The sequence below is a fragment of the Fervidobacterium changbaicum genome, from assembly GCF_004117075.1.
Lineage (GTDB): Bacteria > Thermotogota > Thermotogae > Thermotogales > Fervidobacteriaceae > Fervidobacterium > Fervidobacterium islandicum.
In genome coordinates this window covers 1,122,675-1,147,291 of record NZ_CP026721.1, presented here as the reverse complement: position 1 = coordinate 1,147,291, position 24,617 = coordinate 1,122,675, and the positions used below count along the sequence as shown (strand labels likewise).

20 protein-coding genes, 2 tRNA genes and 3 rRNA genes are annotated in these 24,617 nt (G+C 44.4%); 17 read left to right on the top strand and 8 right to left on the bottom strand.

The genetic code is table 11. The features are described 5' to 3' along the window. The first annotated feature begins 27 nt into the window (after positions 1-27). Both pgmB and CBS1_RS05395 read left to right on the top strand, forming a co-directional pair. Positions 28-675 carry a beta-phosphoglucomutase gene (gene pgmB, locus CBS1_RS05400; RefSeq protein WP_090223183.1) on the top strand — a complete coding sequence of 216 codons (648 nt, stop codon included), beginning with the start codon at positions 28-30 and terminating at the stop codon, positions 673-675. 23 nt (positions 676-698) lie between these two features. After that, on the top strand, positions 699-2,987 hold the full coding sequence (locus tag CBS1_RS05395; RefSeq protein ID WP_090223182.1) for a glycoside hydrolase family 65 protein: 2,289 nt from the start codon (positions 699-701) through the stop codon (positions 2,985-2,987). Between the two features lie 41 nt (positions 2,988-3,028). Here CBS1_RS05395 and glpX read toward each other — a convergent pair whose 3' ends face one another. The 3 genes from glpX to CBS1_RS05380 form a co-directional block, all read right to left on the bottom strand. Then, positions 3,029-4,039, bottom strand: a complete 1,011-nt coding sequence (gene glpX, locus CBS1_RS05390) for a class II fructose-bisphosphatase (RefSeq protein ID WP_090223180.1) — start codon at positions 4,037-4,039, stop codon at positions 3,029-3,031. A gap of 193 nt (positions 4,040-4,232) precedes the next feature. Beyond that, positions 4,233-4,682: a hypothetical protein gene (locus CBS1_RS05385; protein ID WP_241685480.1), complete on the bottom strand. Its 450-nt coding sequence runs from the start codon at positions 4,680-4,682 to the stop codon at positions 4,233-4,235. 357 nt (positions 4,683-5,039) lie between these two features. Continuing rightward, the gene (locus tag CBS1_RS05380; RefSeq protein WP_090223177.1) at positions 5,040-5,582 is read right to left on the bottom strand and encodes a C40 family peptidase; all 543 of its coding nucleotides are present in this window, start codon (positions 5,580-5,582) and stop codon (positions 5,040-5,042) included. A 139-nt stretch (positions 5,583-5,721) separates the two neighbouring features. Here CBS1_RS05380 and asnS point away from each other — a divergent pair, with 139 nt between their 5' ends. From asnS to CBS1_RS05365, 3 genes are all read left to right on the top strand, one after another. After that, positions 5,722-7,020, top strand: a complete 1,299-nt coding sequence (asnS, locus tag CBS1_RS05375) for an asparagine--tRNA ligase (protein WP_090223176.1) — start codon at positions 5,722-5,724, stop codon at positions 7,018-7,020. An 81-nt stretch (positions 7,021-7,101) separates the two neighbouring features. Then, on the top strand, positions 7,102-7,413 hold the full coding sequence (locus tag CBS1_RS05370) for a LysO family transporter (RefSeq protein ID WP_090223174.1): 312 nt from the start codon (positions 7,102-7,104) through the stop codon (positions 7,411-7,413). Between the two features lies 1 nt (position 7,414). After that, on the top strand, positions 7,415-7,993 hold the full coding sequence (locus CBS1_RS05365) for a LysO family transporter (RefSeq protein WP_052107210.1): 579 nt from the start codon (positions 7,415-7,417) through the stop codon (positions 7,991-7,993). Here CBS1_RS05365 and CBS1_RS10460 read toward each other — a convergent pair. The 4 genes from CBS1_RS10460 to CBS1_RS05350 are packed head-to-tail and all read right to left on the bottom strand — an operon-like array spanning position 7,990 to position 10,503. Further along, positions 7,990-8,652 (bottom strand): hypothetical protein, encoded by a 663-nt coding sequence (locus tag CBS1_RS10460; RefSeq protein WP_206732128.1) that lies wholly within the window; start codon positions 8,650-8,652, stop codon positions 7,990-7,992. The genes CBS1_RS05365 and CBS1_RS10460 overlap by 4 nt on opposite strands. After that, on the bottom strand, positions 8,649-9,389 hold the full coding sequence (locus tag CBS1_RS10455; RefSeq protein ID WP_206732127.1) for a deoxyribodipyrimidine photo-lyase: 741 nt from the start codon (positions 9,387-9,389) through the stop codon (positions 8,649-8,651). The genes CBS1_RS10460 and CBS1_RS10455 overlap by 4 nt, the downstream gene beginning before the upstream one ends. Before the next feature lie 14 nt (positions 9,390-9,403). After that, positions 9,404-9,799: a GIY-YIG nuclease family protein gene (locus CBS1_RS05355; protein ID WP_090223173.1), complete on the bottom strand. Its 396-nt coding sequence runs from the start codon at positions 9,797-9,799 to the stop codon at positions 9,404-9,406. After that, complete coding sequence (locus CBS1_RS05350) at positions 9,796-10,503, bottom strand: DUF429 domain-containing protein (RefSeq protein WP_090223171.1); 708 nt, start codon at positions 10,501-10,503, stop codon at positions 9,796-9,798. Before CBS1_RS05350 ends, CBS1_RS05355 begins: the two co-directional genes overlap by 4 nt. A 211-nt stretch (positions 10,504-10,714) precedes the next feature. On the opposite strand from CBS1_RS05350, the gene CBS1_RS05345 reads away from it, so the two are divergent. From CBS1_RS05345 to rrf, 6 genes are all read left to right on the top strand, one after another. After that, positions 10,715-11,914 carry an IS110 family RNA-guided transposase gene (locus CBS1_RS05345; RefSeq protein WP_241685479.1) on the top strand — a complete coding sequence of 400 codons (1,200 nt, stop codon included), beginning with the start codon at positions 10,715-10,717 and terminating at the stop codon, positions 11,912-11,914. 492 nt (positions 11,915-12,406) lie between these two features. Further along, a 16S ribosomal RNA gene (locus tag CBS1_RS05340) occupies positions 12,407-13,914 on the top strand. A gap of 41 nt (positions 13,915-13,955) precedes the next feature. After that, positions 13,956-14,032, top strand: a tRNA-Ile gene (locus CBS1_RS05335). Positions 14,033-14,037: 5 nt separating this feature from the next. Further along, positions 14,038-14,113 (top strand) — tRNA-Ala (locus CBS1_RS05330). A gap of 35 nt (positions 14,114-14,148) precedes the next feature. Then, positions 14,149-17,073: ribosomal RNA gene (locus tag CBS1_RS05325) — 23S ribosomal RNA — on the top strand. A 24-nt stretch (positions 17,074-17,097) separates the two neighbouring features. Next, positions 17,098-17,214: ribosomal RNA gene (gene rrf / locus CBS1_RS05320) — 5S ribosomal RNA — on the top strand. The 16S, 23S and 5S rRNA genes sit together here with 2 tRNA genes alongside, the layout of an rRNA operon. A 546-nt stretch (positions 17,215-17,760) precedes the next feature. Here rrf and CBS1_RS05315 read toward each other — a convergent pair. Continuing rightward, positions 17,761-19,338 carry an IS1182 family transposase gene (locus tag CBS1_RS05315; protein WP_241685577.1) on the bottom strand — a complete coding sequence of 526 codons (1,578 nt, stop codon included), beginning with the start codon at positions 19,336-19,338 and terminating at the stop codon, positions 17,761-17,763. On the opposite strand from CBS1_RS05315, the gene CBS1_RS05310 reads away from it, so the two are divergent. The 6 genes from CBS1_RS05310 to CBS1_RS05285 all read left to right on the top strand — a co-directional run bounded on the left by CBS1_RS05310 (position 19,283) and on the right by CBS1_RS05285 (position 24,603). Continuing rightward, the gene (locus CBS1_RS05310; protein WP_090223242.1) at positions 19,283-20,626 is read left to right on the top strand and encodes a GGDEF domain-containing protein; all 1,344 of its coding nucleotides are present in this window, start codon (positions 19,283-19,285) and stop codon (positions 20,624-20,626) included. The two genes, CBS1_RS05315 and CBS1_RS05310, sit on opposite strands and share 56 nt — an antisense overlap. 38 nt (positions 20,627-20,664) lie before the next feature. After that, on the top strand, positions 20,665-21,492 hold the full coding sequence (locus CBS1_RS05305) for a protease complex subunit PrcB family protein (protein ID WP_033192135.1): 828 nt from the start codon (positions 20,665-20,667) through the stop codon (positions 21,490-21,492). A 153-nt stretch (positions 21,493-21,645) separates the two neighbouring features. After that, positions 21,646-22,554: a pseudouridine-5'-phosphate glycosidase gene (locus tag CBS1_RS05300; protein ID WP_090223240.1), complete on the top strand. Its 909-nt coding sequence runs from the start codon at positions 21,646-21,648 to the stop codon at positions 22,552-22,554. Then, on the top strand, positions 22,509-23,399 hold the full coding sequence (locus tag CBS1_RS05295; protein ID WP_033192134.1) for an RNA polymerase factor sigma-54: 891 nt from the start codon (positions 22,509-22,511) through the stop codon (positions 23,397-23,399). Before CBS1_RS05300 ends, CBS1_RS05295 begins: the two co-directional genes overlap by 46 nt. A 38-nt stretch (positions 23,400-23,437) precedes the next feature. After that, entirely contained in the window at positions 23,438-24,037 is a 600-nt protein-coding gene (yfcE, locus tag CBS1_RS05290) for a phosphodiesterase (RefSeq protein ID WP_090223239.1), read from the top strand. Then, positions 24,001-24,603, top strand: a complete 603-nt coding sequence (locus CBS1_RS05285; protein ID WP_033192133.1) for an IMPACT family protein — start codon at positions 24,001-24,003, stop codon at positions 24,601-24,603. The genes yfcE and CBS1_RS05285 overlap by 37 nt, the downstream gene beginning before the upstream one ends. The last annotated feature ends 14 nt before the right edge of the window (positions 24,604-24,617 follow it).

The window sequence follows — 24,617 nt, the reverse complement described above, 5'->3', positions numbered from 1 at the left end:
TATAGAGGCTACGAGGAGGGATTCTTAGTGAGACCGAAGGCTTGTATATTCGATCTTGATGGTGTTATTGTCGATACAGCCAAATACCACTACTTGGCATGGAAAAGACTGGCTAAAGAACTTGGCTTTGAGTTCACAGAAAAGGATAACGAGCGACTGAAAGGCGTTAGTAGGATGGCATCTTTAGAAATTCTTCTATCCGTAGGTGGCATTCAAATTGACGACGCAAGTGTTAAGGAACAACTCGCTGATAAGAAAAATACATGGTATGTAGAATACATCAGCCAAATGACCAAAGATGAGATATTACCTGGGGTTGAAGACTTTCTTAAGATGTTGAAAGAGAATGGAATAAAGATAGCCATAGGTTCAGCAAGCAAAAACACGATGACGATTCTCAACAGGATAGGCATCAAGGACATATTTGATGCGATCATCGATGGAACAAAGATAACAAAAGCCAAGCCAGACCCAGAAGTCTTCTTAAAAGCTGCTCAAGAGCTGAACGTAAGGCCGGAAGAGTGCTGTGTTTTTGAAGATGCGGTTGCAGGTATCGAGGCTGCAAAAGCCGCAGGAATGAAAGTCATAGGTGTTGGAGATCCTTCAATTTTAAAAGGTGCGGACAAAGTTATTCAGTCGTTCGTTGGTCAAGGTATTGAATTGATAGAATTTTGATATTAGAAACGGAGGGAAGAACTGTGTGGACGGTTGTAAGAGACAAGTACGCTGCTGAGAAAAACCTCGTTTACGAAACGCTCTTCACATTAGCAAACGGCTACATGAGTCTGCGTGGTAGAGAAGAATTTTCAAAGGTTACAATGAAAGGTACTTACGTTGCTGGCGTATTTGACAAACACTTGGCACAAGTTACTGAATTAGTGAATCTGCCGGATCCATTAGTTTTTAAGATCTACTTGGACAACGAAGAAATTTCACTTGATTACTCTGAGCTTTTGAAATATGAACGTAAGCTCGACATGAAAAACGGAACGCTGAATTCGGTCTACGAGTTCAAAGTTAATGGGAAGGTACTTCGCGTTGAATCTCAAAGATTTGTAAGTCGCGCAAACATTCACAGATTTGGGATCAAGTACACGATTACCCCTGTGAACTTCTCTGGGAAAATCATTGTAGAAAATTGTATAGATACAGCCACGTACAATGGTCATTTAGATCCGCTCAACAAAATACAGCACTACTTTGTAACAAAGATTTTCGACCTTAAGCCAGGTGTACTTGCGTCTGTTAAAACGTACGACAAAGGACACATCGTCTCCTTAGCCACATCTCTAACTGGTAAGAATCGATTCGGAGAGAACGTACTTATGTACAGAAAATACAGAAATATAGGTCAAAATCCACAGGAAAGTTATACGATTTTCCTTTCTGAAGGAGAGCCGGTAATCTTAGAAAAATACGGTGTTATTTACACCTCAAGAGATATCGGACTGAAAAGCGAAGATAAAGAAGACGAAGTGGTTGCCAAAACATCGTGCGAGCTTGATAGCTTTATAGTCTTAGGCTTGGAAAAAGAGCTGGAAGCGCACACAAGACATATGAACGACATTTGGCAGAGGATGGATATAGTTATAGACGGTGATGAAACTGCGCAGACAGGGATAAGGTTCAACTTATTCCACCTTTATGCCTGCGCTCCAGATGACCCAAGAGTGAGCATTGGAGCAAGGGGAATACACGGTGAGGGATACAAAGGACACGTATTCTGGGATACGGAGATATTCATGTTCCCATTTTTCCTGTACACATTACCAGAATACGCGAAGAACTTGCTTTTGTACAGATACAACACACTCGATGGTGCAAGAAGGAATGCTCAGATGAACGGCTATAAAGGTGCTCAATTTCCTTGGGAGTCAGCAGACGACGGACTCGAAGTTACCCCCAAGTGGGGAGAAGACTATCTTGGGAATCCCGTGAGGATCTGGACCGGTGATGAAGAATTTCATATAAACGCTGATATTGCAGTTGCCTTGGTTCACTACCATTCCGTCACAGGAGACGACCAATTCATGATAGATTACGGCGTGGAGCTACTGCTTGAAACTGGACGGTTCTGGGCATCGAGACTTGAGTACAACTCAGAAAAAGATAGATACGAGATACGTAAAGTAATAGGTCCAGACGAATTCCACGAACATGTCGACAATAACGTTTACACGAACTACCTTGCAAAATGGAACATGTTGAAAGCTGTGGAATACTATGAATGGCTCTCACAAAAATCACCGTTGAAATTTGAGAAGTTAAAAACTCTGTTGGGCCTTACCGAAGAAGAGGTTCATAACTGGAAGTCATTGGCGGAGAAAATCTACATTCCAAGAAAAGAAGGCGAAAAGCTGATAGAACAGTTCGAAGGTTACTTCCAACTGGAAGAAGTTGAAATAACCGAGTGGGATGAGAACGGGCTACCTAAATGGCCAAAGGGCCTTGATCTAACGAAACTGAACGAAACTAAGCTAATCAAACAACCCGATGTTGTCATGCTAATGCTGGTTTTACCCGAAGAATTCGACGAAGAAGAAATGAAAATAAACTACGAATACTACGAGAAAAGAACCATGCATAAATCATCTCTAAGTCCATCGATGTACTCCATCATGGGGCTTAAGGTTGGTGACACCCATAACGCGTACAAATACTTTATGAAAACGCTTCTTGTAGACCTTGAAGACAACCAAGGAAACACGAACAACGGGTTCCACGCAGCAAGTGCTGGTGGTGCATGGCAGTGTGTTGTCAACGGCTTTGGTGGAATGACCCTCGGAAGCGACAAGATTCTCAACTTTTCACCCTGGTTGCCCGAAAATTGGAAGAGTATCGCATTTAACGTAAACTACAGGGGTAATCTACTGAATGTATCTATCGAAAAGGGCAGAATAACTATCGTTTCACCTTCAGAGCTTGAAATAAGGATAAAAGGTGAGAAACGCAAATTGATAGCTGGCAAGAATGAATTTCAGCTATAAACAAAAAAGGCTACTACCCGACCGGTAGTAGCCTTTATTTTTTACAAATTTCTCCTAAGACCGTTAACGTATTTGATTTCTCCAGAGCTCTTCAGAGGTATCGTTTTATAATTCAAATTATGTTGTGCGATGATCCTTCGTATTGTTCTTGTTCTTGACCTCATGACTATCGATTCTGTGATTGCGGTATTCTTGTAGAATCTGACACCTTTGAGCATATCTCCATCGGTAACTCCTGTAGCAGCGAATATCACGTTGTCGGATTTGATAAGGTCATCTGTCTTGTAGACCTTCTCAAGATCGTATCCCATTTCTAATAACTTATTTCTCTCGTTTTCATCCATAGGCCAGAGTTTTACTTGTATTTCACCGCCAAGTGATTTCAGTGCAGCAGCTGCGAGAAGTGCCTCAGGTGAGCCACCGATACCGATGTATATGTTGACATTGCTTTCTGGAAGAGCGGTTGCTATCGCAGCAGCTATGTCACCATCGCTGATGAGCTTTATCCTCGCTCCTACCCTTCTTATCTCATCTATAATTTCCCTATGTCTGTCTCTATTCAGCACAACGCATGTGAGTTCCGAAATCTCCATACCCAAAATAGCCGCCGCTACTCTGAGATTTTCCCTTATAGTTGCGTTTATGTCCAACTTTCCAGCTAGTTCAGGTCCAACGGCGAGTTTGTACGAATAGTACGTTGGCAAAAATTCAATACCACCTTTTTCCGTTGCGGCGATGACGCTGATGGCGTTTGGAAGGCCGTATGCGACGAGTCTTGTCCCATCGATAGGATCAACTGCGATGTCCAACTCTGGGTCGTCATCCGCCCATCTACCAACTTGCTCGCCAAGGTAGAGCATGGGAGCTTTGTCCTTTTCACCTTCGCCGAGCACAACTGTTCCCTTCATTTCGATATAGTCAAGCATACCGCGCATAGCATCTGACGCCATTTTGTCTACCATTTCCTTGTCTCCGCGTCCCAAGTATCTACTTGCCATCAAAGCCGCAGCTTCGGTAACCCTAACAAGTTCTAATGTTATCTCCTTTTCCATACCGTTCCCCCCTCTTTTGTTCTGACTATAAAATTGTAGCACTCGAGTAGCGAGTAATGTAATTGTTACATTATAATGCATACAAGAATATTATAAGCTGTACGAAAGCATACTGAAAAATTTTACACAGGTTCGTCTAAAAATACCGTTTTTAGACCAAAACAAAGGAAGGAAAAGCTATATAAACCTATAGCTAACCTGCTTTGAAGTCTTTTAAGATGTCGACGTTCAGATCGATTAATGTTACCTGATTTCGGTAGGCGATCTTCGAGAAGTAAAATCCGTCGGAACTCCTTGTGAGGGGGATAGGAGCGGTTATGATAGTGTCCTGAAAAGGTTCTCCTGGGACAACGCAGTAAAATGGGAACATCTGACTAATCATCCATGCAGTTTTCTTATCAAGGCTAACCACAATCTTAGCTCCGTGTTTTTCAAAGCTGCGCAGTTTGTGAACATCAAAAGAAGATATGAAGTTGGCTCTATTTCCATGCTTGAAAATTAAAACACCGTTTTTATCTAGGAACACCACATCCTTTTTCAAAAGTCTTTTCGTAGTCTTCAAATCTGCTTGAGTGAAGTTTCGTGCTACAATTACGTCAGCCGTGTTCAGCTCTAATGAAAATTCCTTCAACACACTTTGCAAATCTCTCCCATCGTAATGGATAATAGCTAAAGTTAATGTCTGGCTTTTTTGTTTGCCAAGGATTCTCGAGAACCTGAAGAACTTTTTGAACAAATTCAAGATTAGTCCAAAAAAACTTATGAGGAACCCATTCAGCTCATTCATACACTTGTAGTTGCCGACACATGCGACTTTAGTTGTGTCAAAAAACAGCCACTTCCCTCCTTTCGAACATCAGTGCCTTGCTTTTTCCAGACGTAGCGATCTGACCTTTCGTTCTAAGGGTAGTTAACCAAGGTTTTCACAAGCTCGTCACTTCAACGATGAGTGATTGACTAGGTTATCTCCTAACAGCGAATTTGTTGGATTTGTCGAGAATTACTTGTTCAAGACAACGATCCTGCCGAATACGTATTTTCTGAGGGAAAGCAGGGATATCGGTCTTCTGTCTACCTTATTTTGATGTATCCCATCCGGCATCTCTGCGGCATCCCAGACCCATATATTTCCATAACCATCGATTTTTTCGAAGATCATCACGTGGTCGTAAACGGTATCTTCGTTTGTGTCAATGAAGATTAGATCTCCTTTCTTTAAGTCTTTCAGATCAGAGATAGGTTTGGTGTTGTACTTATATAGATTATCTGCTGTCACGTCGTACACAAGAAAGCCTTGGTATATAAACCTTTCGTGACCAAGGAGCTTAAGTAAATACAGAACCAATCCACTACAGTCTAAACCAGTGCTATCGATTCCTCCCCAAACGTAAGGAAGACCTTGCAATCTCTTCAATTCGGAAAACATTTTATCTATCTCTGTTTTTGATAACTCACGTGTTGGAAAAGCTAAACTCAAAGATGTGAAAATTAACAAAATGACGATGAATAGTGCGAGCTTAATTAGAATGTACGTTTTGCGCATAGTATCCAGCCTCCGAGGAATAGAATAACTACTATGGATTATACCACATACATCCCGTGTTGAAAAACCACGTTGTGTGGTATAATCTTAGGTAAGTAACACATATTTCAATAAAAGATACAAAAGGAGGTTTAAGGTGATGGAGTGGGTGTATATAAAGAACTTAAAAGACTATATTGATAAAGAAGTTGAGCTACGCGGTTGGGTAAGAAGAAAAAGATCCAGCGGGAAGATAATGTTCATCGAATTTCGCGATGGCACGGGTTTTGTTCAGGTAGTTGTTGAAAAGAGCACGGTTGGTGATGAAAATTTCACCGCTGCTGACAAGTTGAGGTTAGAATCTTCGGTTATCATAAAAGGTAAGGTCAGAAGAGATGAAAGGGCACCAAGCGGAGTTGAAGTTCTCGCAACGGAAGTTATCCCCGTTCAAATCCCGACAGAAGATTTCCCCATCCAAAAACCAGACCACAGTATCGACTACCTTATGGAGCACCGCCATCTCTGGCTCAGGGCAAAGCGCCAGTTCCACATTATGAGAATAAGGGATGCGGTGATTAAAGCAATTAGAAAATTCTACTGGGAAAGGGATTTTGTACAAATAGATACACCAATTTTCACAGGTGCTATCGGTGAGACTGCAGGCAACCTTTTCGAAGTTGATTACTTTGACTACGGTAAAGTTTATCTCACGCAGACAGGACAGCTCTACCTCGAAGCTGCTTGTATGGCATTCGGAAAGGTTTACAACCTTGGCCCAACATTCAGAGCGGAAAAATCAAAGACCCGAAGGCACCTTATAGAATTCTGGATGAACGAAGCTGAGGTTGCATATTACGAGCACGAAGACAACGTAAAACTCCAAGAAGATCTGGTTTACTATATCGTCCAATACGTTCTCAACAACGCATACGATGACCTTGTTGCTATTGGAAGAGATGTATCAAAGCTTGAAAAAGTCCAAAAACCATTCCCAAGGATGACCTACACAGAAGCTGTTAAATTCCTCCAAAACCAGGGATTTGATATCAAATGGGGAGATGATTTTGGGGGCGATGAAGAGACTGTATTGGCAAAACAATTCGACAGTCCGTTGTTCGTAACCCACTATCCAAGACAGGCAAAGGCATTCTACATGCAGCCTGACCCAGAAAATCCACAAGTTGTGCTCTGTGACGACTTACTCGCACCAGAAGGTTACGGTGAAATTATAGGTGCTTCACAGCGTATCCATGATTACGACTTGCTCGTCGAAAGACTTAAAGAAAACAATCTACCTGTTGAAAAATACGATTGGTACCTTGACCTAAGGAAATTTGGTTCAGTCCCACACAGCGGATTTGGACTCGGTGTTGAAAGAACGATAGCGTGGATCGCTGGTCTTGAGCACATTCGAGAAGCCATACCTTTTGCGAGAACGCTCTACAGAGTGCATCCATAAAACAGTTATGAAGGAAAAACAAAGAGCGGGAGGCTTTGTGCCTCCCGTTTTATAAAAAAGCTTATTATGAGGTGAACAGGAATGATATGGTGGGTGTTGATAGTATTTTTCGGGGGCTTTTTTGTAGGAAAACTTATAAGAACGGATTGGATAGGTAAATACAAACTCGTGCTCGTATTGACTATGTTATTACTTTTCTCACTCGGATTAGAAATCGGCAGTAACGATGAACTATTCCGAAAAATTGACACCATATTACTCTACGGACTTTCGATAGCAGTTGCTGGGAGTTTGGGAAGCTTCATCTTTGGATTAATTCTTGAAAAAACATTTGGGGACGAAAAGTCTAAAAACAACAGTAAGAAACTTCTAAATGAAGAGGGGGAGCAGTAAAGTGGCGGTCCTTTTTCTAATCAGTTCTGTTGTCGTTGGTGTGCTTGTTGGAAGAATAACTCACTTCCAACTCCCAAGTGGTTCTGTTGAAGTCGTTTTGTACATGCTTGTAGCACTCGTAGGATTGGACTTAAGTAAAGAGAAAATTGAGAAGAAGTTTTTCAAAGACATACTCCTTGTAATCTTATCAACGCTGTTGGGAACGCTACTATTTGCGTTTATACTTTCTTTCTTCATCCCACTGAAAAAGCTTGAAACATTACTTGCTGCCTCAGGTTTTGGTTGGTACAGTCTGTCTGCAATATTGATTACAAGTAGTTACAGTGCTTACATAGGTAGTATCTCATTTTTTGCAAACGTATTCCGAGAACTGATAGCCATAGTTATATCTCCGTTTGCGTTAAAGCACACAAGATATGGAACAATATCCGTTGCTGGTGCCACTTCGATGGACACACTCCTGGGAATCATCGCCATGTACAGCGACAGGGAAACCGCGTTAGTTTCATTTGGGCATGGGTTTATAGTTTCTCTATTGGTACCTGTTTTCGTGAACTTCTTTTTGAAATTATTGGGCTAACTTTTCGATAAACTCTCGACGTACTGAACGTATTTCTCCACATCGAATTTCTTTTTAGCGCCTTCGTAACTCATATACCTGATCATTCCGAAGACGGGTCTTGGTTGCCAAGGTCTATCGTGAACACCACCTATTGCCCAAGCTATACCAGTGTATCCATTCGGGTCTCTGCCGTCAAGTTCGTACTTATCATTTAAATATATCGCATATTTCAAAGCTTCTTCGGGCGAGCTTGTCCATTCAAGAATCTTCTTCGCCCAGTACATTCTCATATAGCCGTGCATCTTACCTTTCACTACCATCTCCTTTTGCGCTGCATTCCACAGTTCATCGTGTGTTCTTGCCTGTTCTAACTCTTCCAAAGAATAAATGTATGGTCGCTTATCTTGTCTGTGCTCATTCAACGTCTTTTTCGCCCAGTCGGGAAATCCTTCGAAAGAATCATAGTTTTCGTTGTAGAAACAAAAATTATCGGCAAGTTCGCGTCGAACTATGAGCTCTTCCAGAAAACTTGCAACACTCTCTGGATATTCGTGTTCGTATTTGAGAGTTTCAAAAGCTACTCGTTGCGGAGCGATCTGGCCGAAATGAAGGTAAGCGGAAAGATTCGATGTTGCATCCTTTGTTGGGTCGTTGCGCTGTTCACCGTACCATTTCAACTTCTTTCTAAGAACTCTTTCAAAACCGACATTCCAGAGCTGTATCCCGGTTTCAACCATTCGACAGGTTTGACGGAAAAGTCGATGGTTAGCTTTGGTATCACTTCGCCTATTTCCTTAAACACACTTAACTTTTCATACTCCAAATTCGACACCGGCATCTTTTTTAGTTGCGGAAAGTCTGTGAGGAACTCATGCAAATACCTATGAATTTTCGGCCTCAAAGTGTACGCACCGTATTCTTGCTTTTGTGAGACAAATAAAGCTGGAACAACATTGTGAGCATCAACTTCGTAAATAGGTATGTTCAACTTCTGTGCTAAACTACTCTTCCAGGTTTTTACAACTTTTAATGGGTTGAAATCGGTGACGATCATACTTGCTTTGACAATATCAACAATGTTAAGTATTTCCTTCTCAGGTTCTCCGAAGGTGAATACTAATGGAATGTTGAACTCTTCGAGTACACCTTTGGTTTCGAATAGACCTTTTAGCATAAAATCGTACTGCCTGAGCGTGGCATCCAAAAACTTCGGAACGATGTTGAAAACCACTATTAAGTCAGAGTTGTGTTTTAAAGCTTGCTTTTGAGCGTACAGCAACGCCCAGTTGTCGTGTGCCCTTTGCTCTCGCTGCATCCAGTAAACCACGGGACCTTTTGATTGCTCAGCGCTGGTTTCAAAATCTTCGAGGCTCCGAATCCTTCTTTTGTCGCAGAACACCTCTTTGTAATCCACAACCATTCACCTCCTCACTTTTCAACAGTGTCTAGAAAAGAATGCAAAATTTCTGAGAATTTTTTAAAATCATGGATTCTGTACAAATTAGATGGGACCTTCAAATCGGAAGCACCGAAACCTTCAATGCATTCGAAAAATTTTTGGAAAGATAACGAAATTTCCTCTTCTAATCTCCTATCGGAAGGAATCAAAACTGCAAAGAGCGGTCTAGCAAATTGCGTCAAATAATCAATATGCCAATGCGATTTCTTGCTGGAAGAAAAATGTCTGAGCACCCTTTTTTCAAGGTTTACCATTCCTGAGCCGATATAAGCGTACGTGCCGCATTTCAACTTCCAGCAATTTCTTCCTACATTTAGCTTAATTGAGACATCGAGTGTTAGAACAATAACATACGCACCTCTCATCGAATATCCTCTCTTTGTTCTTTCTGAACAGATGTTGGAATTGGCACAAGCAGTATACCGTCTGAAAAACTACCGAACCCAAGGCATGTTTCTTTGGTTGGTAAATAAACAGTCAAAGCGCATATTAGCGCATCGTCAAAATCTTCTCGTTCCTTAACACAGCCAAATGACGTCCCACAAAATTCTATGTACTCAGAAAGCTTGCGCTCAATCTCTTCCAATTTTCTTAATCTTTCCTTTCTCTTGCCCCTTTTGTAACTGAACAACTTCCCAAAGAATTTAGCTGCTAAAGTAGCGTGTGGATACACTTCGTATACATTGTTATTAGCGAAGCTAAAACCTATTTCGTTTAGCTTTTCGTACAGCGCCGAAGGAAAAAATTCTGGATACCTTTCCGTGTTAACTGGATAAAGCGGCACCTTTATTGGATAATTTTTCAAGAATTCCAACTCATTTTCCCTGTGACCTTGCAAATTTTTGACAATCAATGGAGCGTCAACACCTATTACGGAAGGTCTCTTCAACTCCGAAACAACTTCAACAATCTCTTCCAGAGCCTTTGCATATACATATCTGTAAAGACTTAGCTTCCCAATTTCCCTATCTTCTCTCAATACAACAACTGCCGTTGGGTTTCTTCCAGTCCAAGATGGGTCAATGCCTATGAAATAATCAAACTCTTTTTCATATTGGATTGAAAACATAAACAGCCTCCTACATAAAAATATGGTATAAATAATTTAGCTTAAAAAAATTGAGGGCAGGACAACTTATGTCACCTTGGCTTTTAAGCCATTTAAGGAGTCTGTTGCCTGCCTTTAACCATGATTAGTTGGTTGGGCTTTCAGCCCTCGTCAGCATGGAGGATTGGTTCAGCAGGCTCCCTGCCCTCATCATTCGAAAGGAGGATTTTTCATGGATAACTTCCCTGTTTTCGTCGGCATCGATGTTTCCAAGGATAAGTTCAACGTCTGCGCTATCTCTAATCCCAGTTCCATCATCTTCGAATCTTCTTTCGATATGTCCCAGCAAGGCTTTTCCTCCTTCGCAAACAAACTCTCTGCCTTCCCAAAACAATCCATCATCATCGCTATGGAATCTACTGGCTGTTATCATCTCAACCTTCTGGCTTTCCTTTCTTCCAACGACTTTGCTTGCGCTGTTTTTAATCCTCTAACTGTTAAAAACTTTGCTTCTCTTCGAAAGACCAAAACCGACAAAATCGATGCTCGCATTATCGCTACTGCTTTGTTTTACCTACAACATCAAATTCCTTCTTCTGCTTTTGTCAACTCTGAGCTTCGTGATATTGTCAGAGCACGCGAAAACATTATCCACCGCATCGCAAAAGTTAAAGGCAATATCGAAAAACTGCTCAACGTTCTTTTCCCTGAACTCGAAAGAGTTACCAATATCTACAGTGACACTATCCTCAATCTTCTTTCTCATTTCCCTTCTGCCAAGGCTATTCAAAAGGCTCGTAATCTGGATGTGTTCTTTTCCAAAGACCGTGGCAGAAGTACAAAACTTAATGCTCAAAAACTTAAAGAACTCGCTAATAACTCGATTGCTCAATATTGGCCGATGAAAGAAAAGATTCTTGTGCAAAATATCAAAGAACTACAATTTTTACAGCAACAGCTTGAAGAATACGACAAGATGATGAAAGAATATTGCGAATGTAGTGCGATAAACCTTGATATCGAGATACTCACGTCAATACCAGGTATTGGTGAAAACAGCGCGATGCATTTCTTGGCAGAAGTTGGAGATATCTCAAGATTTAGTACATACAAAAAACTCATTGCGTATTGTGGACTCGATCCAAGCATTGCCCAATCAGGCAAAAGCAAAGTAGAAGGACACATATCGAAAAGGGGCAATGCCCACCTAAGACGAATACTATGGCTAATGGCAGTGAGTGTAGTGATTCACAACGAATATTTCCGAACATACTATGAACGAAAAAGGCAGCAAGGTTTACCGTACAAAAAAGCGATAATGTCAGTAGTACACAAGTTATTGCGAACGTTGTACGCAATGTTGAGAAAGAAAGAGAAGTTCAATATTGATTATGCTATCTCACACTCAAAACAAAAATTTAATTTTGCATAGTTGACTCCTTAGTGCAGGAAAACCACTTTCGGAAAAATTATACACCAATTGCCTAAATAAGGCACAAAATAATAATGGCTTCTTACAAGAATCAAAACAAGCTAATTCTAGAGTCTTTCGAAACGCCTGAGGAATAGGAAAGTGTTTGGAATGTGTAACAGAAGATTCGGATAATCCGTTACTGAGATTGACTTTACAGTTAACACAAACCATAGTAAAATGGCATTCGCCGTCTGAAAAAAGACAGGCAAAAAGGAAAACAAAAAGCGCAGTTGACAAAATCAAAAGCATGTGGTAAATTAAGTAACGCTTAAGAACGCTTAAGAAAAATTAAGCGGAAAAATTTGAGGTCTTGACAAAACTAATAGAGTGTGATAAATTAGCAAAGCGCACAGCAGCGACTCGATGAAGGTAAAAAAAGAGTCCGGTCATTGAAATACGAATAGCAGCCACCGAAAAAAGAAAAGAGCAGGGTTGAGCCTGACAAGGATTAGCTTGGAGGGTTTGATCCTGGCTCAGGGTGAACGCTGGCGGCGTGCCTAACACATGCAAGTCGAGCGGTGCAGCTGGAGGCTTTTGCCGAAGGCTGCATAGCGGCGGACGGGTGCGTAACGCGTAGGAACGTGCCCCCTGGAGGCGGATAGCCGTGGGAAACTGCGGGTAAACCGCCGTAGACTCGGGAGAGTAGAGGCCGAAAGGCGCCAGGGGAGCGGCCTGCGTCCCATCAGGTAGTTGGTAGGGTAACGGCCTACCAAGCCTACGACGGGTAGCCGGTCTGAGAGGATGGCCGGCCACAAGGGCACTGAGACACGGGCCCTACTCCTACGGGAGGCAGCAGTGGGGGATATTGGACAATGGGCGAAAGCCTGATCCAGCGACGCCGCGTGGAGGACGAAGCCCTTCGGGGTGTAAACTCCTTTTGTCGGGGAAAAAGGACTGATGGTACCCGACGAATAAGCCCCGGCTAACTACGTGCCAGCAGCCGCGGTAATACGTAGGGGGCGAGCGTTACCCGGAATCACTGGGCGTAAAGGGTGCGTAGGCGGCCGAGTGTGTCTGGCGTAAAATTCCACGGCTCAACTGTGGGTATGCGCTGGAAACTACTCGGCTTGGGTGCGGCAGAGGCAGACGGAACTGCTGGTGTAGGGGTGAAATCCGTAGATATCAGCAGGAACGCCGGTGGAGAAGTCGGTCTGCTGGGCCGTAACCGACGCTGAGGCACGAAAGCTAGGGGAGCGAACCGGATTAGATACCCGGGTAGTCCTAGCCGTAAACGATGCTCACTAGGTGTGGGGACGGAAGTCTCCGTGCTGAAGCGAACGCGATAAGTGAGCCGCCTGGGGAGTACGCCCGCAAGGGTGAAACTCAAAGGAATTGACGGGGGCCCGCACAAGCGGTGGAGCGTGTGGTTTAATTGGAAGCTAAGCCAAGAACCTTACCAGGGCTTGACATGCTGGTGGTACCGAGCCGAAAGGTGAGGGACCCTGCCGTAAGGTAGGGAGCCAGCACAGGTGGTGCACGGTCGTCGTCAGCTCGTGCCGTGAGGTGTTGGGTTAAGTCCCGCAACGAGCGCAACCCCTGCCCTTAGTTGCCAGCGGTAAGGCCGGGCACTCTAAGGGGACTGCCGGCGACGAGCCGGAGGAAGGAGGGGATGACGTCAGATACTCGTGCCCCTTATGTCCTGGGCGACACACGCGCTACAATGGGATGGACAGCGGGAAGCGAGGCAGCGATGCTGAGCAAAACCCTGAAACCATCCCCCAGTTCAGATTGTGGGCTGAAACCCGCCCACATGAAGCCGGAATCGCTAGTAATCGCGGATCAGCCACGCCGCGGTGAATACGTTCCCGGGCCTTGTACACACCGCCCGTCAAGCCACCCGAGTCGCGGGCACCCGAAGACGGTGACCCTTAGGGGCGCCGTTGAGGGTGAACGTGGTGAGGGGGGCTAAGTCGTAACAAGGTAGGTGTACCGGAAGGTGCGCCTGGATCACCTCCTTTCTAAGGAGAGGTTGGTGGCTGCTATTCGGATTTGAGTGATCGGGCTCGTAGCTCAGATGGTCAGAGCGCACGCCTGATAAGCGTGAGGTCGGAGGTTCGATTCCTCCCGAGCCCACCATGGGTGGGGACATAGCTCAGCTGGGAGAGCACCTGCTTTGCAAGCAGGGGGTCAGGGGTTCGAATCCCCTTGTCTCCACCAATGGGTGGAGGGTCATTGAAAAGTGCATAGGGTAAGGTGAAGGTACTAAGGGCACGCAGTGGATGCCTAGGCGGCAGGAGGCGAGGAAGGGCGTGGCAAGCTGCGAAAAGCCTGGGGGAGCTGCAAGCGAGCGTTGATCCCAGGATTCCCGAATGGGGCAACCTGCACGGGAGCAATCCCGTGCGCCCGAAAGGGTGCGAAACCCGGGGAAGTGAAACATCTCAGTACCCGGAGGAGAAGAAATCAAACGAGATTCCCTGAGTAGAGGCGATCGAAAGGGGAGGAGCCTAAACCAGCCTTAGTGCTGGGGTTGTGGGACACAGCTAGGCTGAGACCGCTCTGAGGCGTTGTGTAGCCGAACAGTCTGGGAAGGCTGGCCGTAGAGGGTGATAGCCCCGTAGGCGAAACGCAACGCGCAGGAGTGGCTGTGATCCCGAGTAGCGCGGGACTCGAGGAATCCCGCGTGAATCAGGGGGGACCACCCTCCAAGGCTAAATACTACCTGCCGACCGATAGCGCAACCAGTACCGTGAGGGAAAGGTGAAAAGCACCCCGGAAGGGGAGTGAAAGAGACCTGAAACTGCGTGCCTACAAGAAGTCGGAGCCCGCGAGGGTGACGATGTGCCTTTTGATTAATGAGCCTGGGAGTTACCGTACCTGGCGAGGTTAAGCCGGTAGAGGCGGAGCCGAAGCGAAAGCGAGTCCGAAGAGGGCGGAAGTCAGGTACGGTAGACCCGAAGCCGGGTGAGCTACCCATGGGCAGGATGAAGGTGGGGTAAAACCCACTGGAGGTCCGAACCGGTGGATCGTGAAAAATCCTCGGATGACCTGTGGGTAGGAGTGAAAAGCTAACCGAACTCGGTGATAGCTGGTTCTCCCCGAAATGCATTGAGGTGCAGCCTCGGCAGTTCTGTGGTGGAGGTAGAGCACTGATAGGGCTAGTGGGGTTACCTGCGAACCCTGTCAAACTCCGAATGCCACCACACTAGATGCCGGGAGTGAGCCCGCGAGGGATAAGCTCCGCGGACGAGAGGGGAACAACCCAGACCGTCGGCTAAGGGCCCCAAGAGGTGGCTAAGTGTGAAGAGGAAGGATGTGGTGCGTCCTAGACAACCGGGATGTTGGCTTAGAAGCAGCCATCATTTAAAGAGTGCGTAACAGCTCACCGGTCGAGACGCACTGCGCCGAAAATGTGCGGGGCTGAAGCCACCCTCCGAAGCCACGGAACCAGCGGAAGCTGGTTGGTAGGGGAGCGTTCCGCGGTAGGGAGAAGGTAGACCCGTGAGGGCTACTGGACGAGGCGGAAGTGAGAATCCAGGCATGAGTATACGAGAGGATGGTGAGAATCCATCCCCCCGAAAGCCTAAGGGTACCTGGGGAAGGGTCGTCCGCCCAGGGTGAGTCGGGACCTAAGGGAAACCCGAAAGGGGTACCCGATGGGAAACCGGTTAATATTCCGGTACCACCTGCGTATCGAAACTGCAAGCGGGGACGCAGGAGGCTAAGTTCCGGGGATAAGTGGCAAATCCCTCCAAGCGGTTAGGCGAAGAGGGCTGTAGGTAAGTCCGCAGCCTGAGCTGAGCCGTGAAGGGGAGAGCCTTCGGGCTCAACGGGACTGACGCCAGACTGCCAAGAAAAGCCGCGTGTAGTGATACGTGGGTGCCCGTTCCGCAAACCGACACAGGTAGGCGGGCTGAGAAAGCTAAGGGGAGCGGGATAACCCTTGCCAAGGAACTCGGCAAATTGGCCCCGTAACTTCGGGAGAAGGGGTGCTACGGTAGGTTGAACCCAGGGGAAGCCGCAAGGTGGAAACTGGGGGAGGCCGAGGTAGCCGCAGTGACAAGGCCCTGGCGACTGTTTACCAAAAACACAGGTCTCTGCAAACTCGATGAGAGGAAGTATAGGGACTGACGCCTGCCCGGTGCCGGAAGGTTAAGGGGAGGGGTGCAAGCTCCGAACCGAAGCCCCGGTAAACGGCGGCCGTAACTATAACGGTCCTAAGGTAGCGAAATTCCTTGTCGGGTAAGTTCCGACCTGCATGAATGGCGTAACGACTGGGGCACTGTCTCGGCAGGGGACCCGGTGAAATTTCAGTCTGGGTGAAGATGCCCAGTACCCGCAGCTAGACGGAAAGACCCCGTGGAGCTTTACTGTAGCCTGGTATTGTGCTCTGTTGCGGCGTGTACAGGATAGGTGGGAGGCTGAGAACCGTGCTCGCCAGGGTGCGGGGAGCCGCCGGTGGGATACCACCCTCGTCGCAGCGGAGTTCTAACCTACGCGTGTGGAGAGCACGCGAGGGACAGTGCCAGGTGGGCAGTTTGACTGGGGCGGTCGCCTCCTAAAGGGTAACGGAGGCGCGCAAAGCTCGGCTCAGGTGGGTTGGAAATCCACCGTAAGAGTGCAAGGGCAAAAGCCGGGCTGACTGCGAGACCGACGGGTCGAGCAGAGGGGAAACCCGGTCCTAGTGACCCGGCGACTCCGAGTGGAAGGGTCGTCGATCAACGGACAAAAGTTACCCCGGGGATAACAGGCTAGTCTAGCCCGAGAGTTCACATCGACGGCTAGGCTCGGCACCTCGATGTCGGCTCATCCCATCCTGGGGCTGAAGCAGGTCCCAAGGGTTAGGCTGTTCGCCTATTAAAGGGGTACGTGAGCTGGGTTCAGACCGTCGTGAGACAGGTCGGTCCCTATCTGCTGCGGGCGCAGGAGGCTTGAGGAGGGTCGCCCTTTGTACGAGAGGACCAGGGTGAGGGAGCCTCTGGTGTACCAGCTGTCCTGCCAAGGGCATACGCTGGGTAGCCACGCTCCTGAGCGATAACCGCTGAAAGCATCTAAGCGGGAAGCGCGCTCCAAGATGAGGCCTCCAAGGCCGGTCCGAGAAGAGGACCTTGATAGGCCGGTGGTGGGAGCACAGCGATGTGTGGAGCCAACCGGTACTAATAGGCCGACTCCTTCACCTTGACCCTATGCACTTTTGAATGACCCTGGGTGCCGATACCGCGGTGGGAAACACCCAGTTCCATTCCGAACCTGGCCGTTAAGCCACCGTGGGCCGATGGTAGTAAGGGGGCGACCCCTTGCGAGAGTAGGTAGTGCCCAGGATTCCTATATGCTCAAAAAAGCCTCTGTATATCGCAGAGGCTTTTTTATTTTTTGTTGGTTTCTGTCAAAAAGAAAATCAGCTCTTAATGTTATATCAGAAAGTTTTTCTAGTGAACTCAAAAATGTTAAGAATGTATGAACAATGTCCCATCAAGGTAAGAAGTGGTATAATTACAATCGAGGGGTAGCAAACCACGACAAAATAAGAAGTTTTAAAGGGACTTTCTTGAAGAGCTGAGTCGGGGTGGAATAGTGGGGGAAGTCAAAGTGCTTGCTAAGAACAACTTCAGGAGTTCTTTTCGTTTCAGAGCTGTACTCTTGATACTCTTGTCTTTTTCGCTTTTCTTCGTACTTTACATCACCTTAGGAATAGTTAATGCACCTTGCGGAACAGTTATTGAATGGAATCAGGAGCTGGGAAAGTACTACGAATTTCACAAACCTTCCAAAATCGTTTTGAATGGAACCTTCGAGTTCGATGGGGTTAATAACTATATTGTTTTTCAAAAAGTCTTGGCAACGAAGATGGATGTCTACATCAACGGTTACCATGTTGTTTCGTTTGGTGATGGGACTGGCAATCTTTGGCCAAGGTCTCGTGTTGTTAGAGTGCCAAAAGTACTATTGCAAGAGAATAGAACTAATAAGATCAGATTGTTGACAAACCCCCACTTTTCGATAAACGAAAGGTGGGGTTTTATTATCGCCAATACAACTTTTGAGAAAAATTCTAATAAAACTTCCAAATTTTTGCCCTTCCCTGGACCTCCCTTCCCCTTTTTCCATATCCAATTCGCTAATTTTTTCATGTTAAAACATGTGCAAGTCAATAACACTTGCATGTGCACCTTTTCTATCCCCCTCAGCATCGTCACCCTCATACCGTGCTTCTCCTTCAAGTCCGCAAATACCCTCTCTATCGTCTTGCTTCTTTCTTTGTACAACTCTTTACATTCTTTCGTGTGCCTTAAATACTCTACTTCTTCCATGTATTCTTCCCATACATGTCGGGTGATTATCTTCGTGTGATTCTTACTGCTTGTACATCTACCTAAATCTTCACATTTCTCACATACCTTCGGATCCGATTTGTATTCTTTGTACCCTTTTCTGTTTGTTGTTGAGTATTCTAATATCTGCCCTTGTGGACATATGTAGCAATCGTAATATTCATCGTATACGAATTGTCTTTTTTTGAAATACCCTTCTTTGTGTTGTGCACGTGTGTATGGCATGCACGGGACTATACCTTCGTCCATCAATAGCTTACATATCGGTGGAGTCTTGTATCCTGCATCCAAAGCTGCCCTTTTCGATTTGCCAGCGTTCTTTTTTGTTTTATTGAATAAGTTCTCAAACACCATGCTGTCGTGGACATTTGCTGGTGTTGTTATACAGCTTAGTATTATCCCGTTCTTATCGCATGCTATGTGTGCAGAATATCCGAACTGGTGTTCTTTTTCATTTTTGTTTATCATCCCGCTATCTGGGTCTGTCGTGCTTATTTTTATTTCCTTCAGTTTTACTTTCTCATGTGTGAAATCCAAAGGCTTCAATCCGTGTTTTTGCCTATCTTTGTTTATTTCTTCTTCTAAAGCTTGTTTGTATGTCTTGGTTTGCTCCTCTACAAATACCTTCTCGTACTTTTTCTTGTTCGCACTTGCTTTGATGTGTGTTGAATCCATGAACACGGCATCCATATTTACCAAGCCATGCTCGATTGCTTGCTGCAGTATTTTGTTGAAGATTTGCTCAAACAAATCGGTTCCTTTGAACCTACGTTCGTAGTTTTTACTGAACGTGCTGAAATGAGGGATGGTATCAGAAAACCCGAATCCGAGAAACCATCTGTATGCGACGTTTGTTTGTATTTCCTTTATGGTTTGACGCATGGATTTTATGCCGAACATATATTGGATAATGGTAATTTTAATTAACACAACGGGGTCAATACTAGGTCTGCCATTATTGAGGCAGTACTTGTCTTTGACAAGGTCGTAGATGAAATCGAAATTGATGGCGGATTCGATTTTTCTGACGAGGTGGTCATGAGGGACGAGTTGCTCGATGGAGACGGATTCGATTTGTTCTCTGCGTGATTTATCTTTGTTGATGGTCAGCATGTATATTCCTCCTACTATTTGTGTAAAAAAAGAGGATCCTGTTTGGAAAGGATCCTCTTTTGAAGAGATTATACTTGAACAAGTTATACTTTGTCAACAGTCTGCTAATAAGATAAAGGTTACACTCTACGGTTTGGTCGGAGCTGGGATATATGGACAACCGTATGCCACAATTCCGCAAGTAGCCGTCCAGAGAGCTGCTTTGATAGATTTGTTTAGAAATAATATAACTCTTATTGGGATAGGAATGACTGCTCTAATACTATACTTACTGATTATTGCTTATCAAAGCTTAAGCAGAGATGAAAAGCTTGTTTATCGCTATTTGATGATAGCTTCCAGCTTCATGATAGCCTCCCTCATTCAGTTTGTCTATCGTGAGAGTTCTGGGAGTCCCGAGATGTATTTAATTTTTGAAGAGTTGGGAGTAACTGCCTCACCTTTTATTATTACTTACCTATTTTTTGCCATAAGGACTCTTTCAGTACCTGATAAAGCAATTAACAGAAAGCTAAAGGCATTCTTGAAATATTTCCCTGTGGTCTTGCTTGCATTGGCTCTATTTTCCACTAAGGTAAAATACATTCACATTGCAAGTACGCTTTCAGAACTTTATTCATTAGCTCTTATCTTTTCTGTTTTATTTTTTGTTTTTAGGTACAAAATCCTTGATTTCGTATTTCCTATTTCGTTTTTGGTGATGACTGGTATCGAAACTTTGTACGTGCTTTCATTCAACAAATCAAATGAACTCATGATCCACTACGGTCGCTTTGTTTTCTTAGTGTACGTGGGGACTGTAACTATGGGAAGATTCAAAAAGATTTCTGCTTCTCACGAAAGACTGAAAAATGAAAACCTTATTGATTCACTCACAGGGGTGTATAATAGAAAGGTAATAGACCTTGTTCCAAAGAAGGGAACGTTCGTACTTCTTGATCTTGACGGTTTTAAACTTATAAACGACAAGTATGGCCATGTTTATGGTGACCAAGTTTTGAAAAGGTTCGCTGAGATTGTGAAATCGCACATTAGAAGTGAAGATTACTTTATACGGTTGGGAGGAGACAAGTTCTGTCTGATCTTTAATTCGGTAGAGGAAAAAGATGTGCATAAAATCATCATTCGCTTGTACAACGACTGTCGTAACGAACTCAACCTAGGCTTTTCGTACGGAACAGCTCCGTTCGATGATTTCGATAAAGCGTACGAAACGGCTGATAAAGTGATGTACGAAAAAAAGATGGAAAAGTATGCTCAGGAACTGAAAAAGCGAGAAAAAAGATGAAACGGTATTTAAAAGACCAACAAGGAGGAGGTGCTCAAATGCGAGGAAAGAAATTTTTCGGTTTGGTTGGAGTGCTGATTTTGATGCTGCTGTTTGCGTTCTCTACTGTATCGTTAGCACAAAACACTCAGTTTATTGTCAAGAAATTAACTGTCACTTTCCCAGACCCACTTTTTAAATCTGTTGGAACTAAAACGTTTTCTGTGCAATACATCAAGTTATATGAGGATAAAGAAAGCAAAGGTTATATCTTGAAAGCTTGGCTATTCCAATCTGTAAATGTTCAGGAAACAAAAAACACTTTCAAAATCCGAGCTGTTAGTGCTGATGGTAAAAAAGAATACGTCGAAGAGCTCAAAGCAGAACGTGACAAGCTGTACCTTCGCTTACCTCTTGTCCTCGTTATCATGCCTTCCAATTATACATTGTACGTCGACAACCAGATCGTTGAGCAATCCAAACAAACTTCAGGTGGTGATGTCAACGTGCCAATCTTTGGTGATAAATCAGAAGCAGGAATGGTGCTTTTGGTCAAAACACAAAGCGGATACAGAGCTATTTCAGAAGGTGAAACAATATCAAAAGATGATGTTGTACTTCTCCAAATCATAGCTGGTACTTTCCCAACGGGTGGCTACAGAATCGAACTGGATGAACCGGATATCGTGTATCCAGTTGGAAATAATCCAGGAAAAATAACCCTGACAGGAACATTCTACAAGCCAGGTCCCGGTGATATGGTAACTCAGGCGTTTACAACACCAACAAAAACGATAGAACTTGGCAAATTTCCTGCCGGGCAATACGAGCTGGTTGTTAATGTAAAAAACTTAGGTGAGTTCAGAACGATTTTTAATGTAAAGTAATATGCTAATTGGATAAATTCCGAGTGCAGTATGGAGCCGAGTGGTTCGGCTCCTTTTTTAACTTCCTAATCTTTGCCCAACATCTTTGCATATGCTATAATTAACAACGGGAAAGCAAGAAAAATACTCGAAAAATTTAGGAGTGAGATTCAGATGGTAGAATTAAGAATCGAAAAGAAAGTTAAAGAAGCACTTGAAAATGGTCAACCAGTTGTAGCTCTTGAAAGCACGGTAATAGCACATGGCTTGCCTTATCCTCACAATGTCGAAACAGCAAAGCTTTTGGAAGATATATGCGCCGAAAACGGTGTTGTTCCAGCCACGATAGGAGTACTTAAGGGTGAAATCATCGTAGGAATGACTCAGGAAGAAATCAATGAAATGCTGAACGATGAACCACTGAAGATAGGCACGCGTGAGATACCGTACGTGGTTGCGATGAAAAAGAGTGCAGCAACAACGGTCAGTGCGACGATGCGCATAGCAAAGATGGCAGGTATCGATGTTTTTGCAACAGGTGGAATCGGAGGTGTACACGTAGGTGATTGGGATGTTTCGCAGGACATAACGGAAATGGCGAAAACGGATCTGGTTGTTGTGAGCGCCGGTTGTAAGTCTATACTCGATGTAAAAAAGACCGTCGAGTTCATGGAGACTTTCCAGATACTTGTTCTTGGATACAGAACCGATAAGTTCCCAATATTCTACGAAGGGCTATCTTCTTTTGCGCTGGAACATGTAGTCCAACAACCAGATGAGGTTGCGAAGATCTATCTAACAAAGAAGGAACTTGGAATAGAAGGGGCGGTTTTAGTTGCCAATCCAATCCCTCAAGAATATGCAATTGAAGAAAGCGAAGTTCAAAAGTACATAGAGCAGGCTTTGAAAGAATGCGAAGAAAAGGGCATCACGGGTAAACAGGTCACACCGTACATTCTTTCCCGCGTAGCTGAGCTGAGCAACTACAAAACACTGCGAGCGAATATTGAACTTTTAAAAAATAATGTGAGGTTAGCATGCCAGATAGCAAAAGAAATAGTCAATCTCAAGGTCCAAGGTTAGAACAGAAGCTTTTACTCACAAGAACAGAAAAACTCTATCTCAACATACTCGAGGCACCTTACCATGTATTGCGCGAAAAGTATCTACCTGTGGTGGAATTGGATGATACATATCACCCACATGCGGAAGACCTGCACGAGGTCTTAGTTAAGTTGTTGCCATACCTTGGATTGTCTGATCAAGAAGAACAAATAGCTGAATACATAATCTACAACATTGACAGTACGGGGAAGTTAAGGATAACACCAGAAGAACTAACCGAAAAATTTTCGATAGACCTTCTGCATGCTCAAAAAATGGTTGAGCTGATTCTCACAGAATTCTCTGAAGAAATTGCCCAACATACATTTAACGAAGATCAAGCGTACATCGAGCCCGATGTGATAATGACTCCTGAGAAGGTTGAGGTAAGGAAAATAGACGTGAGAGATCCGATAATAGCTAAAGCATTGCATATGAGAGAAGAGACCATCGCAAAGATTTGCGAAGAAATACGGAAGGTGAACGAGTATTTCCTAAGGGGTTACAGGAAATATCCACAGGTCTTCACCATGAGATACATGGCAAGACTTCTCGGATTGCACGTTTCAACTGTAAGCAGGGCAGTAAGGAATAAGTACGTCAGCACCCCATTTGGGATACTTCCGCTGAGGTTCTTCTTTGGAAGAACAATCAATAAAAAGATCGTCCTGCAGGAGATTGAAAAACTCCTCAATATGGACGACAATCTTACAGATTTTCATATCACACTCGTTCTCAAATCGGCAGGCATACAAATATCGCGCAGAACGGTAAATAAGTACAGAAAAATAATCGAAAGCCAAAAAGGAAGACAAATCAAATAGCGAAAAGAAAAACGCACACGAATCAGGAGGATGGAAGCATGGAACGGATGAAAGTGTTGATAGTAAGTGACACGCACGGGTCGGTGAAGGCTTGGGAAGAAATAGAGAAATTATTCGATCTAACTTCATTCACAAGCATCTTCCATTTGGGTGACATACTCTACCATGGCCCAAGGAACCCTCTTCCAGAGGGATACAACCCCAAAGAATTGGTTGACAAACTCAGGAAATACAAAATCAACTACATACGAGGGAACTGCGATGCAGATATCGATTTGAAAGTGCTCGAAATACCAGAGATGCCCAGGATATCTATGGAATCTTTTGGCGATTTCTTATTCATACTTGTCCACGGCGAGCTTTTTGAAGAAAACGATATTGCGGAATTTACAAAAAATAGCCATGCTCAGTTCATCATCCATGGCCACACGCACGTCTCGAAGGTAGAAGAAATAAACGGTAAATACGTTCTAAACCCAGGCAGCACTTCCCTACCAAAGAATAACTCTCCAAGGAGCGTTCTTGTTCTTGAAATCGATAATAACAACTTAGCTGCGAAGTTCTATAACCTTGATACCGGGCAGGTGTATATGGAATCAAAATGGAGCTTGATAGATTCAAAACTGTTAAAGGAATAATTGAGGCCAAGATAAATATAGAGCGTTCAATATTTATCGCTACTATTTGTGAGGTTCAATCGGAAGAAGAGGCAAAATCGTTCATCAGTGAGATGAACAAAAAATACCCAGATGCAACGCACAATTGCCCAGCTTACAGGGTACTTTCGAGCGGTAGCATCATCGAATTTTCCTCAGATGCTGGTGAGCCTTCTGGAACTGCAGGTCTACCGATGTTAAACACACTTCGGAAACACCAACTGCTCAACGTGGCAGTCGTAGTGACGAGGTATTTCGGTGGAGTGAAGCTTGGTGTTAGAGGACTCATAGATGCGTATTCAAAAGCGGTGGAAATGGCTATCGAGCGAGCGCACAATGAGGGACGTATACATGAGAAAAAAAGAGCATACAAGCAAAAACTAAAGATTGATTTCCTTTCGTACGGCAAAAGAATGCAACAACTGAGCTATATAGGGGTTACCATACTTGATATTTCGTATACCGAAGAATATGCTTTAATTGAACTGCTTCACTCTGAGCCACTGGACATGCCAGAAGTTCTAAGTAATGAATTAGTATATATATAACAGCAAATACAAGG